Below are 13,028 nucleotides of genomic sequence, written 5' to 3'. Positions count from 1 at the left end.
TCCAAAAGATCCAAGCAAACCAGGTCAACCGGTAGAACCAGGTAAGGAACTTCCAAATCTTCCAACAAATCCAGGTGATGACACACCAATCATCTACGTACCAATCGTACCAGTAACTCCAGAGAAACCAGTAACTCCAGAGAAACCAGTGACTCCAGAGAAACCAAACTCTGCTAAAGAAAATACTCCTCAGTTGCCAAATACTGGTACTGAAGATCGTACTAGCTTAGTAGCACTTGGACTTCTTGGAGTAATGAGTGGATTTGGACTTGTAGCTCGTAAGAAAAAAGAAGATTAGTATCTTTAATATTCTAAAGGACTAGCTATTCCGTTTTAATAGAACTAATTTTCAGTAGTATAGATCTGAGGGCTAGAAATCGACTATTTTAAGTTTAAAGTTTCTTTACTTAAATTCTTAAACTGAATAGGTACTAAAAGTGAACAAGACAAAATTCTGATTTTCAGAACCTATGTTTTGTTCGCTTTTTTTTGTTATGAGCTATACCTTTGTATTAAACTCTATATTTATTGTATAATTGTTAGAATAGCTGTATATGGCATAAAGATTATTATATAAAAAACAAATAAACCACTTTATCATTGTTTTAGTTTTATACTTATTATTGAAAAGAATCGAACCGAATAAAGATTTTTAAGCATATTTTTGGTATAATAATACCCAGGAAAAACTAGAGAAAAGAAGGAGGTAGAGATGGAAAAGTATTTATCGGTTACAACTTTGACCAAGTATTTAAAAATGAAATTCGATAAAGACCCCTACTTGGAACGGGTCTATTTAACTGGTCAAGTCTCTAACTTCCGCAAGCGTCCAACCCATCAGTATTTTTCTCTTAAAGATGACCGAGCGGTTATTCAGGCGACAATTTGGTCGGGGGTCTACCAACGTTTGGGATTTGACTTGGAAGAAGGTATGAAGATCAATGTAGTTGGTCGTGTTCAAGTCTATGAGCCAAGCGGAAGTTATTCGATTATCATTGAAAAAGCTGAACCAGATGGTGTTGGTGCTTTAGCTATCCAATTTGAACAACTTAAGAAGAAACTGGCAGAAGAAGGTTTGTTTCAAGAGCGATTTAAACAATCTTTACCACAATTTTCAAAAAAAATAGGTGTGGTGACTAGTCGAAGTGGTGCTGTGATTCAAGATATCATCACTACAGTCAGTAGACGCTTCCCTGGTGTGGAAATTGTCTTATATCCTACTAAAGTTCAAGGTGAGGGTGCTGCAGAGGAAATTGCTCGTAATATAACTCGAGCCAATGAACGCGATGACTTAGATGTTCTGATTATCGGCCGTGGGGGAGGTTCCATTGAAGATCTTTGGGCCTTTAACGAAGAAATTGTAGTTCGAGCAATTTTTGAATCTCGTTTACCGATTATTTCGAGTGTAGGTCATGAAACAGATGTCACCTTGGCTGATTTTGTTGCTGACAAGAGAGCGGCAACGCCGACAGCTGCTGCTGAACTCGCTACACCAGTAACTAAGTTAGATCTTTTGACCTATCTTCAGAATCAAGAAAAACGCATGACTACAGCGGTTAAGCATACCTTGTCAAAGAAAAAAGAAGCTTTGAGAATCCTCAGTCAATCGGTCATCTTCAGACAACCAGAGCGTTTATATGACGGTTATCTACAACGCTTGGATCAGTTACAGCTGCGACTGAAGCAAGGATTGAATGCTGAATTGGTTCGTAATCAACAAAAGGTGCAAGAACAAGTCCACCGTTTGAAACAATTATCACCAATTATTAAAATCCAGCGTTATCAGGATCGTATCCAACAATTAAAGAAACTGCTGCGTAGCCAGATGGCTGTGACCTATGATGCAAAAGTAGCAGAAGTAAAACGCCTATCAGAAGCTCTCCTTATGCTAGATACTAGTCGAATTGTAGCCAGAGGTTATGCAATTGTCAAAAAAGGGGAAGTCGTAGTCGCTTCTGCGAAAGATTTGAAAGAAAATGACCAAGTATCACTGTTGATGCGGGACGGTCAAGTAGAATTAGAGGTAAGAGATGTCAAAACAAAAGAAATTTGAAGAAAATCTAGCAGAACTTGAAACGATTGTTCAAAGCTTAGAAAATGGTGAAATTGCTTTGGAAGATGCTATTTCTGCATTTCAAAAAGGAATGCTCTTATCCAAAGAATTGCAGGCAACACTTGATAAGGCTGAAAAGACCTTGGTCAAGGTGATGCAAGAAGATGGAACAGAAAGTGAACTGGTATGAACAAGCAGGAAAAACTAGCTTTGGTCGAGTCAGCTCTTGAAGACTTTTATGGCAACCAACAATTTGCGTCCAGTTTAAGAGAAGCTGTTCTTTATTCCATACATGCTGGAGGTAAACGGATTCGTCCATATTTACTTTTAGAAGTTTTGGACTCCTTGCAAGTGCCTATCACTCAGGAACATGCTCAAGTTGCAGCGGCACTAGAAATGATTCATACAGGAAGTTTGATCCATGATGATCTACCTGCTATGGATAATGATGATTATCGCCGAGGACGTTTGACCAATCATAAGGTGTATGGTGAAGCTCTAGCTATTTTAGCAGGGGATGCGCTTTTTTTGGATCCCTATGCTTTAATTGCTCAAACTGATTTGTCTAGTCAAACCAAGGTAGATTTAATCTCTAATTTATCCCTTGCTTCTGGAAGTATGGGAATGGTAGCTGGTCAAGTGTTAGATATGGAAGGCGAAGGAAAACACTTGAATTTAGAGGAACTTCAGACTATCCATGCTAATAAAACGGGTAAACTTTTAGCTTTTCCTTTCCAAGCGGCTGGTATCATTGCTGAATTGGATGAAAATCTTCAGAAGCAGCTTAAAACAGTTGGCGAGTTGATTGGCCTGGCTTTCCAAGTGAGAGATGATGTGCTTGATGTTACCGCTAGCTTTGAGGAAATTGGAAAAACACCCCAGAAAGATTTGCAAGCCGAGAAGTCAACCTATCCTGCATTGTTGGGATTAGATCAGGCGATAGCATTTTGCAATCAAACCTTGGATCAAGCTACTGCGAAACTAGAAGAGATTAGCCAAGTCGTGAGCTTTGATAAGGAACCAATTGTGAAAATAGTAGAAAGTTTGAGAATCAATGGCTAAGGAAAGAGTAGATGTACTAGCTTACAAACAAGGTTTATTTGAAACGAGAGAACAAGCCAAACGAGGTGTTATGGCAGGTTTGGTAGTCGCTGTTTTAAATGGCGAACGATTTGATAAACCAGGAGAAAAAATTCCTGACGATACAGAGTTGAAACTCAAGGGCGAGAAACTTAAGTATGTTAGTCGTGGTGGCTTGAAACTTGAGAAGGCGCTAGATATTTTTGATCTATCAGTTGAGGGACAAACGACCATTGATATCGGAGCTTCAACAGGTGGTTTTACTGACGTCATGTTGCAAAATGGTGCTAAACTAGTTTTTGCAGTTGATGTTGGTACTAATCAACTGGCATGGAAATTACGTCAAGATTCTCGCGTTGTTAGCATGGAACAGTTTAATTTCCGTTATGCGGATAAAACTGATTTTGAACATGAACCAAGTTTTGCCAGTATCGATGTCAGTTTTATTTCCCTAGGTCTCATTTTACCAGCTTTGCACCGAGTTTTAGCTGATCAAGGGCAGGTTGTTGCTCTAGTTAAGCCTCAATTTGAGGCTGGTCGAGAACAGATTGGTAAAAATGGAATTATCAGAGATGCCAAAGTTCACCAAAATGTTTTAGAATCAGTTACTAAAATGGCAGTTGATGAAGGATTTTCAGTCTTAGGATTGGACTATTCTCCTATTCAAGGTGGTCATGGGAATATCGAGTTTTTAGCCTATTTGCGAAAAGAAGATCACGCAATCAATCAGGTTACTTCTGAAATAGAAAAAATAGTGGAGAAAGCACATAGAGAATTTAAAGATGAATAAAAAAGAGAGACTTGAGAAGATTAGAAGATTTGTTACAGATTATCAAATCGGCACACAGGAAGAAATCGTTGAACACTTGAGAGAAGCGGGTATCTCTGCTACTCAAGCAACAGTCTCCCGAGATATTAAAGAATTAGGTATTGTAAAAATTCCATTGAAAGACAATACTTACATTTATGAATTACCAAAATCAATCGTTAGAAGCTTGCAGTTGGCAGAAAATAATATTATTCATGCTGAGCGCATGGGGCATATGATCAATTTGCAAGTCATTCCAGGGAATACTATTTTCGTCAAGAGTCAGTTGACGACTGTTTTTTCTGACCAAATTTTTAGCTGTATTGCTGATGATAATTCCATCTTGATGGTATTGAGAAGTGAAGAAACAGCCAAGGATATTTTTGAGCAAGTTAAAAATTGGTAGGATTATATGTTACTGGAAATTTCGATTAAAAATTTTGCTATCATCGAATCAATTTCTTTGAACTTTGAACAAGGGATGACAGTTTTAACTGGTGAAACAGGTGCGGGTAAATCAATCATTATTGATGCTATGAATATGATGTTAGGAGCTCGAGCTACAACAGAAGTTATTCGTCATGGGGCTCCAAAAGCGGAAATTGAAGGTCTTTTTTCAATTGAAAGTAACTGCGTGCTAGAAGAAATTTTTGATGAACAAGGATTAGAATTGAGTGATGAAATCATTATTCGTCGCGAAATTTTACAAAACGGTCGGAGCATCAGTCGTGTCAATGGACAGATGGTTAATCTTTCAGTATTAAGGACGATTGGTCAACAGCTAGTTGATATCCATGGTCAACATGACCAAGAGGAGTTAATGCGCCCACATCGACATATCCAGATGTTGGATGAGTTTGGGGATGCTTCTTTCTTTGAATTAAAAGAAGCCTATCAGACGAGCTTCGATAACTACCGCCGTATGCGTAAGCAAGTGCTTGATATCAAAAAAAATCAGCAGGAACACAAGGCTCGTATTGAAATGTTGGAATTTCAGATGGCTGAGATTGAAGCAGCTAATTTGAAAGCTGGTGAAGATATTGCCCTTAATCAAGAAAGAGACAAACTTCTTAACCATAAACATATCGCAGATACTTTAACAAATGCTTATAGTATGCTTGATAATGAAGAATTTTCAAGCCTTGCAAATGTTCGTTCAGCCATGAATGATATGGAAAGTCTTGAAGAGTTCGATCAAGAGTATCGAGAGATTTCAAGCTCCCTTTCTGAATCCTATTATATTCTAGAAGATATCACTAAGCGCTTGGAATCCATTATTGATGATTTAGATTTTGATGGTAATCGTTTGATGCAGGTTGAAAGCCGACTAGATTTGATTCATACCATTACACGTAAGTATGGTGGTAGTGTAGATGATGTCCTTGAATACTTTGCCAAGATTACAGATGAATACAATCTTCTAACAGGAAATAATCTATCTTCTGAAGATATGGAAATCGAACTCAAGAAACTTGAAAAAAATCTTGTGGATCTAGCAGGTCAAGTTGCTCAAGCTCGCCATAAAATAGCGCAGGACTTAGAAGCTGAAATCAAGCAAGAATTGCAAGACCTATACATGGAGAAAGCACAATTTCAAGTTCGTTTTAGTCAAGGAAAATTCAGTCGCGAAGGTAATGAGAGTGTTGAATTTTACATTTCAACCAACCCTGGAGAAGATTTTAAACCATTAGTAAAAGTAGCTTCTGGTGGAGAGTTATCTCGTTTGATGTTAGCCATCAAGTCCGCTTTTTCCCGTAAGGAAGGTAAGACAAGTATCGTCTTTGATGAGGTGGACACGGGAGTTTCAGGTCGTGTAGCTCAAGCCATTGCACAAAAGATTCATAAAATTGGACAGCACGGTCAAGTATTAGCTATTTCTCACCTTCCACAAGTTATTGCGATTGCAGATTATCAGTTCTTCATCGAAAAGATTAGCAATGAACATTCAACCGTTTCAACAGTTCGCTTGTTGACAGTTGAAGAAAGGATTGAAGAAGTCGCTAAGATGTTGGCTGGAGAGAATGTAACAGAAGCAGCATTGACTCAAGCAAGAGAATTATTACAAAGTAAGGAGAAATAAATGACAGACTATTATGTAATTGGTGATGTCCACGGAAAAGCTGGAATGTTAGAAGACTTACTTAAAACATGGGATGGTAAGACTCAATTACTCTTTCTTGGAGATTTGATTGATAGAGGAGAAGATAGCCGCCGTGTTCTTGAAATGGTCAAGGATTTGGTAGATAAGCAAGGAGCTATCTGCTTATCAGGGAACCACGAGTATATGTTTTTAACTTGGTTGGATAATCCTGAAGAAAGCTATGACCACTATCGTCGAAATGGTGGGGATACAACTATTAATTCTATTTTGGGGCGCCCACTGGATGCACCAGTAGATGGAGTAGCAGATGCAAAGCGTGTTGAAACAGAAGCAGCAGACTTAGTGGAATTTATTCGTCAGATGCCTTTTGTCATTGAAACAGATAAGTATATCTTTGTTCATGCCGGTATTGATTTGACTTTGGATGATTGGCACGATACTACTGACTATAAGAAGGTATGGCTCAGAAAACCATTTCACGAAGCAGCCAATCATACTGGAAAAACCATTGTCTTTGGACATACACCAGTCTATGGTTTGTTGGATCAAAAACCTGGTACATCTGAACTTTGGATTACAGAAGACGGTAAGATTGGAATGGATGGAGGAGCTGTTTACGGTGGTGTCCTTCACGGTATTGTCTTTACCGACCAAGGTATGACAGAACATTACTTCATTGAAAATGACGGCTTTGTTGCTGAAGATTAGTACTCCTAACAGGGTATGGTCTTGTCAAAATGTTAAAAACAATTTATAATTAATAGATACCCTGAAAGGAAGAGAATGATGAACTTAGAAGAATTGAAAAAACGACAGGAGAAGATTCGTAACTTCTCTATTATCGCCCATATTGACCATGGAAAGTCAACACTAGCAGACCGTATTTTGGAAAAGACAGAGACAGTTTCCAGTCGTGAAATGCAGGCCCAACTTCTTGATAGTATGGATTTAGAGCGTGAGCGTGGAATTACTATCAAGCTTAATGCTATCGAGCTTAATTATACGGCTAAAGATGGTGAGACTTATATCTTCCACTTGATTGACACACCGGGACACGTGGACTTTACCTATGAGGTTTCACGTTCCCTAGCTGCCTGTGAAGGTGCTATTTTGGTCGTTGATGCTGCCCAAGGGATTGAGGCTCAAACTCTGGCAAACGTCTATCTTGCTTTAGATAATGATTTGGAAATCCTCCCAGTTATCAATAAAATTGACCTACCAGCAGCAGATCCAGAGCGCGTGCGAACAGAAATTGAAGATGTCATTGGTCTAGACGCTAGCGAAGCAGTATTGGCTTCAGCCAAGGCGGGTATCGGTATCGAAGAAATTCTCGAGCAAATTGTCGAAAAAGTTCCAGCCCCAACTGGTGACGTGTCAGCACCATTGAAAGCCTTGATTTTCGACTCAGTATACGATGCCTATCGTGGAGTTATCCTCCAAGTTCGTGTCATGGATGGAGTAGTCAAACCTGGTGATAAGATTCAGCTCATGAGCAATGGTAAGACCTTCGATGTAACTGAAGTCGGAATTTTCACACCTAAAGCAGTAGGACGAGACTTCCTTGCGACAGGTGACGTTGGTTATATCGCGGCTTCAATCAAGACTGTTCAGGACACACGTGTCGGTGATACAGTAACCTTGGCGACAAATCCAGCGACTGAACCACTTTCAGGATACAAACAGATGAATCCGATGGTTTTCGCAGGTCTCTATCCAATCGAGTCAAATAAATACAACGACCTTCGTGAAGCTCTTGAAAAATTGCAACTGAATGATGCTAGCTTGCAGTTTGAACCAGAAACATCCCAGGCTCTTGGATTTGGTTTCCGTTGTGGTTTCCTTGGACTTCTTCATATGGATGTTATTCAGGAACGTTTGGAACGTGAGTTTAACATCGACCTTATTATGACTGCACCATCTGTTATCTACAAGGTTAATCAGACTGATGGTGAGTCTATGGATGTGTCTAACCCATCCGAGTTTCCTGATCCTACAAAGATTGCAACTATCGAAGAACCATATGTTAAGGCACAAATCATGGTACCGCAAGAATTCGTCGGAGCAGTGATGGAGCTAGCTCAGCGCAAACGTGGTGACTTTGTGACGATGGATTATATTGATGACAATCGTGTCAATGTTATCTATCAAATCCCACTAGCTGAGATTGTCTTTGACTTCTTTGATAAGCTCAAATCTTCAACACGCGGTTATGCAAGCTTTGACTATGAATTGTCAGAGTATCGTCCATCTAAGTTGGTTAAAATGGATATCCTTCTTAATGGTGATAAGGTGGATGCTCTCAGCTTTATCGTTCACAAAGACTTTGCTTATGAACGTGGAAAACTCATCGTTGACAAGCTCAAGAAAATCATTCCTCGTCAACAATTTGAAGTTCCAATTCAAGCAGCTATTGGACATAAGATTGTGGCTCGTACAGATATCAAGGCCCTTCGTAAGAACGTACTTGCCAAGTGTTATGGTGGTGACGTTTCTCGTAAACGTAAACTTCTCGAAAAACAAAAAGCTGGTAAGAGACGCATGAAAGCTATCGGTTCCGTAGAAGTACCACAAGAAGCCTTCCTCAGCGTCTTGAGTATGGATGAAGAATAGTTGCTAGGTGAGAATAGCATAGATTGTAAGAAATCGATCAGTTGATTTAGATTGAAGAAAAAGTCTGTTTTGGACAATTTTCTTCAATCTTTTTCTTTGATTTGAATCACACGGTTACTTTTGTAAAGTGTCAAAATACAGTAATTTTTTGACACTTTTCTCTTCTTGCTTTAAAATAGAAGGGAAAGGAGAGTTATCATGAAAAAAATAATAACTTTATCTACAATTTTACTTTGTAGTCTTAGTCTAATTGCTTGTAGCAATTCAGAGAAGACAAATGAAGTAAAGACAGAAGCCTCTTCTAGTGTTCAAGAAGTTTCAAGTCAAGAGTCTAGTTCATCGCAAAAACAGACGGAAGAAACGCAAATAGTTGGATCTGATGATTATGGATATGTGAAAATTCCTAAATCATGGGTTCATTTCAAAGAAATTGAAGGTGGAGATGACATTCAGTATTGTGATGGGACGGATGTCAATATTGTAACTCTCAATACCTTTAAACCTGAGCAGTTTGGTATTAGTGAAAGTGAGTACGCTGCGCTTGAAACTGTTCAAATTTCAACTAGCATTTATGAATCTAAACAGAAAAGTCAAGACTTTTCCAAAGTATGGGGGTCAAAATCAACTATCGGTGGCTATGAAGCCTACGTAGTAAACTGTATTGCTAAGAATGGTAAATATTTAATTATCTGGATTTTTAAATCCGATGATGGCAAGTTTAGATACGTTTCTCTCGAAGGTATTCCAGAGGTATTAAAAAATCTCCTTCCAATGGTGGAAGAAAGTTGGACCAATAAAAAGAGTTAACATCGTGAAAACAGGAGTCGTTCCTGTTTTTTTTATTATACTTATTAGGAAATTATAAAAAATATGTTTGAAATCATTAAATGTTTAATTCGTAAACAAAAAAAATAAAAATCAAACAAAATACAACAAAAAAACATTGACAACGGTTTCATATAGTGTTATACTTGTACCATAAAAGTTAAATATGAAGGGAGAAGGTCATGGGATTAGATCATTTCTTTGACAAAGACTTAGTCTTTTGCTTAGAAGCAGATAATCAAGAGCAACTTTTCGATCAAGTTGCAACCCTATTAGAAGAAAAGAAAGTTGTTACAGAGACCTATCGATCGGCCTTGATTGAACGTGAAAAATCGTTCCCAACTGGTTTGGATATGGAGTTTTTAGGGAAGGATTTGCCTAACGTAGCTATCCCTCATACTGATACAATTCATAATCTAACTGAAAATGTTGTCGTGGTTCGTCTGGAAAAACCAGTTACGTTCCACAATATGATTGCTCCTGATAAGGAAGTAGAAGTATCATTACTCTTCTTTATCATCAACAATTCAAGTTCAAGTCAAACAAATATACTTGCACAGTTGATGGACTTCTTTACAGGCAATGGTCATCTTGAAGCGCTGTCTAAGATTACGGAACCTGAAGCTTTGTTCCAATATATCTCAGAAGCGACTGCTTAATTTGTTAATAATTTTTATATAAAAACGGAGGAAATCCAAATGATTAAAATTCTTGCTGCTTGTGGTGCAGGCGTTAACTCAAGCCACCAAATTAAAAGTGCTCTTGAAGAAGAACTTTCTAACCGTGGGTACGATGTTCAATGTGATGCCGTTATGGTAAAAGATGTCAATGAAGACTTGATTAAAGGTTATGATATCTTCACACCAATCGCTGCTACTGATTTAGGTTTTGAACCAGGTATCCCAGTTGTTGAAGCAGGACCAATCTTGTTCCGTATTCCAGCTATGAGCGCTCCAGTTTATGACAATATTGAAGCAGCTATCAAAGAACATGGTCTAAGCTAATTATTAATTTGTAAATATTCCATAAAAATAAAGGGAGGAAAATTATGGATATCATTATCGACCTAGCCAATAAGGTCTTCAAACCTATCTTGGAGATGGGTGGACCAATCATCATGCTGATCATTTTGACAGTATTGGCTCTACTTTTTGGAGTGAAATTCTCCAAAGCGCTTGAAGGTGGTATCAAACTTGCCATCGCTCTTACTGGTATCGGTGCTATCATCGGTATGTTAAATGGTGCTTTCTCAGCATCACTTGCAAAATTCGTTGAAAACACTGGTATTCAATTGAATATTACCGACGTTGGTTGGGCACCACTTGCTACAATCACTTGGGGTTCAGCTTGGACACTTTACTTCTTGCTTGTGATGTTGATCGTCAACATTGTAATGCTTGCAATGAAGAAAACTGATACACTTGACGTCGATATCTTTGATATCTGGCACTTGTCTATCACAGGTCTTTTGATCAAATGGTACGCTGACAACAATGGAGTTAGCCAAGGAGTTTCACTCTTCATCGCGACTGCAGCAGTTGTTCTTGTTGGAGTTCTTAAAATCATCAACTCTGACTTGATGAAACCAACATTTGATGACCTTCTTAACGCACCAAGTTCATCACCAATGACTTCAACTCACATGAACTACATGATGAACCCAGTTATCATGGTTTTGGATAAGATTTTTGATAAACTCTTCCCAGGTCTTGATAAATACGACTTTGACGCTGCTAAATTGAATAAACGAATCGGTTTCTGGGGATCTAAATTCTTCATCGGTTTCATCCTTGGTATCGTTATCGGTTTGATGGGAACTCCACATCCAGTTCCTGGTGTTGAAGGTGCTGATAAATGGGAACTTGTTATTAAAGGTTGGTTGTCACTTGGTTTGACTGCCGGTGTCTGCTTGGAGCTCTTCTCATTGATCGGTTCATGGTTTATCGCAGCCGTAGAACCACTTTCACAAGGTATTACAAACGTTGCTACTAAACGTCTTCAAGGACGTAAATTCAACATCGGTCTTGACTGGCCATTTATCGCTGGTCGTGCTGAAATCTGGGCTTGTGCCAACGTACTTGCACCAATCATGTTGGTTGAAGCAGTGCTTCTTTCAAACGTCGGAAATGGTATTTTGCCACTTGCTGGTATCATCGCAATGGGTGTAACTCCAGCTCTCTTGGTAGTTACTCGTGGTAAATTGCTCCGTATGATTATCTTCGGAACACTCTTGTTGCCACTCTTCCTTCTTTCAGGTACACTTATCGCACCATTTGCAACAGAACTTGCTAAAGGTGTAGGTGCCTTCCCAGAAGGTGTAAGCCAAACTCAATTGATTACTCACTCAACTCTTGAAGGACCAATCGAAAAACTATTTGGTTGGGCAATTGGTAATGCTACAACTGGTGATATCAAAGCTATCCTTGGCGCGTTAGTATTCCTAGTATTTTACGTTGGTATCTTTGCATGGTACAGAAAACAAATGATCAAACGTAATGAAGAATACGCAGCAAACGCAAAATAATTCGCTCCTAAAAATGTAAATTGTAAAAACTAGGTTGTCAGTTTCCAAATCTGGAGTCGACAGCCTAGTTTTTTTAGGTCTTAAATAAATGGAGGTAATTCTAATGATTGAATTAAAAACAGAACAGCTAAGTGTACAGTTTCAAACTTTTGGTGGTGCACTTTCTTCAATAAAAGATAAAGATGGAATTGAGTATTTGTGGCAGGGAGATTCAACTTACTGGAGTGGACAAGCACCTGTTTTATTTCCAATCTGTGGATCCGTTAGAAATGATACTGTCTTGTATGAGCATGAAGATGGTAGTCAAGTAGCAGGTAAAATTCCACGTCATGGTTTGGTTCGAAAAAAAGAATTTGAATTAGTAGAACAAACAGAGAACTCTGTCACCTTTGCTATCGAAGATGACCAAGAAATGTATGAGAATTATCCCTATCATTTTCGTCTAGAAATAACTTATACTGTTACTGGAAAGACTATTCGTACACAGTATCAAGTTACCAATAAGGAAACAGATAAGAAAATGCCTTACTTTATTGGTGGACATCCAGGCTTTAACTGTCCTTTATTTGATGATGAAGCTTATGAAGACTACTATCTTGAATTTGAAAAGCCAGAAACTTGTACAGTTCCAAAACCATTCCCAGAAACAGGGATGTTGGATTTTCAAGATAGAAGTAGCTGGTTAAAAGATCAAAAAGAATTGGATTTAAACTATGATTTCTTTAGCTATGATGCTGTGACGTTAGATGAGTTAGCCTCTCGCTCTGTTTCCTTACGATCACGTAGGCATGATAAGGGATTAAAACTAGACTTTAAAGAGTTTCCAAACTTAATCGTTTGGTCAACGCTTAATAAAGGTCCCTTCCTTGCTCTGGAACCTTGGTCTGGTTTGTCAACTTCACTTGAAGAGGGCGATCATCTAGAGGATAAGAAGAATGTTCGAATTTTAAATCCAGGTCAAAGTGATCAAATTGGTTTCGATATAGAAATTTTCTAAAAAATAAACAAAAACAAACACAAACTGTTG

At 38.4% G+C, this 13,028-nt stretch carries 14 protein-coding genes; all 14 read left to right on the top strand.

Annotated elements, in window-relative coordinates:
• On the top strand, window positions 1-298 hold a 298-nt coding region (locus HMPREF2728_RS08630; protein ID WP_148130300.1), incomplete at its 5' end, for an LPXTG cell wall anchor domain-containing protein.
• A gap of 414 nt (window positions 299-712) precedes the next feature.
• Window positions 713-2,053, top strand: coding sequence for an exodeoxyribonuclease VII large subunit (gene xseA, locus HMPREF2728_RS08625; protein ID WP_075227670.1), 1,341 nt, complete (start codon window positions 713-715; stop codon window positions 2,051-2,053).
• Window positions 2,031-2,243: an exodeoxyribonuclease VII small subunit gene (locus HMPREF2728_RS08620; RefSeq protein WP_000043228.1), complete on the top strand. Its 213-nt coding sequence runs from the start codon at window positions 2,031-2,033 to the stop codon at window positions 2,241-2,243. The genes xseA and HMPREF2728_RS08620 overlap by 23 nt, the downstream gene beginning before the upstream one ends.
• Window positions 2,240-3,115 (top strand): polyprenyl synthetase family protein, encoded by an 876-nt coding sequence (locus HMPREF2728_RS08615; protein WP_075227669.1) that lies wholly within the window; start codon window positions 2,240-2,242, stop codon window positions 3,113-3,115. The genes HMPREF2728_RS08620 and HMPREF2728_RS08615 overlap by 4 nt, the downstream gene beginning before the upstream one ends.
• A complete protein-coding gene (locus tag HMPREF2728_RS08610) occupies window positions 3,108-3,923 on the top strand; it encodes a TlyA family RNA methyltransferase (protein ID WP_075227668.1) in 816 nt (271 codons plus the stop codon). Before HMPREF2728_RS08615 ends, HMPREF2728_RS08610 begins: the two co-directional genes overlap by 8 nt.
• Window positions 3,916-4,347 (top strand): arginine repressor, encoded by a 432-nt coding sequence (locus HMPREF2728_RS08605; RefSeq protein WP_075227667.1) that lies wholly within the window; start codon window positions 3,916-3,918, stop codon window positions 4,345-4,347. Before HMPREF2728_RS08610 ends, HMPREF2728_RS08605 begins: the two co-directional genes overlap by 8 nt.
• A 6-nt stretch (window positions 4,348-4,353) precedes the next feature.
• Window positions 4,354-6,021, top strand: a complete 1,668-nt coding sequence (gene recN, locus HMPREF2728_RS08600) for a DNA repair protein RecN (protein ID WP_075227666.1) — start codon at window positions 4,354-4,356, stop codon at window positions 6,019-6,021.
• Window positions 6,022-6,750 carry a metallophosphoesterase family protein gene (locus HMPREF2728_RS08595; RefSeq protein WP_075227665.1) on the top strand — a complete coding sequence of 243 codons (729 nt, stop codon included), beginning with the start codon at window positions 6,022-6,024 and terminating at the stop codon, window positions 6,748-6,750.
• A 78-nt stretch (window positions 6,751-6,828) separates the two neighbouring features.
• The gene (gene lepA, locus HMPREF2728_RS08590; RefSeq protein ID WP_075227664.1) at window positions 6,829-8,652 is read left to right on the top strand and encodes a translation elongation factor 4; all 1,824 of its coding nucleotides are present in this window, start codon (window positions 6,829-6,831) and stop codon (window positions 8,650-8,652) included.
• 198 nt (window positions 8,653-8,850) lie between these two features.
• Window positions 8,851-9,459 (top strand): hypothetical protein, encoded by a 609-nt coding sequence (locus HMPREF2728_RS08585; RefSeq protein WP_075227663.1) that lies wholly within the window; start codon window positions 8,851-8,853, stop codon window positions 9,457-9,459.
• A 200-nt stretch (window positions 9,460-9,659) separates the two neighbouring features.
• Window positions 9,660-10,136 carry a PTS sugar transporter subunit IIA gene (locus tag HMPREF2728_RS08580; protein WP_000521965.1) on the top strand — a complete coding sequence of 159 codons (477 nt, stop codon included), beginning with the start codon at window positions 9,660-9,662 and terminating at the stop codon, window positions 10,134-10,136.
• A 39-nt stretch (window positions 10,137-10,175) separates the two neighbouring features.
• Window positions 10,176-10,481 (top strand): PTS sugar transporter subunit IIB, encoded by a 306-nt coding sequence (locus tag HMPREF2728_RS08575; RefSeq protein WP_000590576.1) that lies wholly within the window; start codon window positions 10,176-10,178, stop codon window positions 10,479-10,481.
• 44 nt (window positions 10,482-10,525) lie between these two features.
• Window positions 10,526-12,001, top strand: coding sequence for a PTS galactitol transporter subunit IIC (locus HMPREF2728_RS08570; protein WP_075227662.1), 1,476 nt, complete (start codon window positions 10,526-10,528; stop codon window positions 11,999-12,001).
• A 103-nt stretch (window positions 12,002-12,104) separates the two neighbouring features.
• Window positions 12,105-12,998 (top strand): aldose 1-epimerase family protein, encoded by an 894-nt coding sequence (locus HMPREF2728_RS08565; RefSeq protein ID WP_075227661.1) that lies wholly within the window; start codon window positions 12,105-12,107, stop codon window positions 12,996-12,998.
• Window positions 12,999-13,028 lie beyond the last annotated feature (30 nt).

Origin of the sequence: Streptococcus sp. HMSC061D10 (assembly GCF_001808865.1) — a bacterium.
Classification (GTDB): Bacteria; Bacillota; Bacilli; order Lactobacillales; family Streptococcaceae; genus Streptococcus.
This window is presented reverse-complemented; position numbering and strand designations above follow the sequence as displayed.

Excerpts from the sequence above, each read along its gene's own strand:
- xseA (WP_075227670.1), top strand. The coding sequence starts at position 713 with ATGGAAAAGTATTTATCGGTTACAACTTTGACCAAGTATTTAAAAATG.
- HMPREF2728_RS08620 (WP_000043228.1), top strand. The coding sequence starts at position 2,031 with ATGTCAAAACAAAAGAAATTTGAAGAAAATCTAGCAGAACTTGAAACG.
- HMPREF2728_RS08615 (WP_075227669.1), top strand. The coding sequence starts at position 2,240 with ATGAACAAGCAGGAAAAACTAGCTTTGGTCGAGTCAGCTCTTGAAGAC.
- HMPREF2728_RS08610 (WP_075227668.1), top strand. The coding sequence starts at position 3,108 with ATGGCTAAGGAAAGAGTAGATGTACTAGCTTACAAACAAGGTTTATTT.
- HMPREF2728_RS08605 (WP_075227667.1), top strand. The coding sequence starts at position 3,916 with ATGAATAAAAAAGAGAGACTTGAGAAGATTAGAAGATTTGTTACAGAT.
- recN (WP_075227666.1), top strand. The coding sequence starts at position 4,354 with ATGTTACTGGAAATTTCGATTAAAAATTTTGCTATCATCGAATCAATT.
- HMPREF2728_RS08595 (WP_075227665.1), top strand. The coding sequence starts at position 6,022 with ATGACAGACTATTATGTAATTGGTGATGTCCACGGAAAAGCTGGAATG.
- lepA (WP_075227664.1), top strand. The coding sequence starts at position 6,829 with ATGAACTTAGAAGAATTGAAAAAACGACAGGAGAAGATTCGTAACTTC.
- HMPREF2728_RS08585 (WP_075227663.1), top strand. The coding sequence starts at position 8,851 with ATGAAAAAAATAATAACTTTATCTACAATTTTACTTTGTAGTCTTAGT.
- HMPREF2728_RS08580 (WP_000521965.1), top strand. The coding sequence starts at position 9,660 with ATGGGATTAGATCATTTCTTTGACAAAGACTTAGTCTTTTGCTTAGAA.
- HMPREF2728_RS08575 (WP_000590576.1), top strand. The coding sequence starts at position 10,176 with ATGATTAAAATTCTTGCTGCTTGTGGTGCAGGCGTTAACTCAAGCCAC.
- HMPREF2728_RS08570 (WP_075227662.1), top strand. The coding sequence starts at position 10,526 with ATGGATATCATTATCGACCTAGCCAATAAGGTCTTCAAACCTATCTTG.
- HMPREF2728_RS08565 (WP_075227661.1), top strand. The coding sequence starts at position 12,105 with ATGATTGAATTAAAAACAGAACAGCTAAGTGTACAGTTTCAAACTTTT.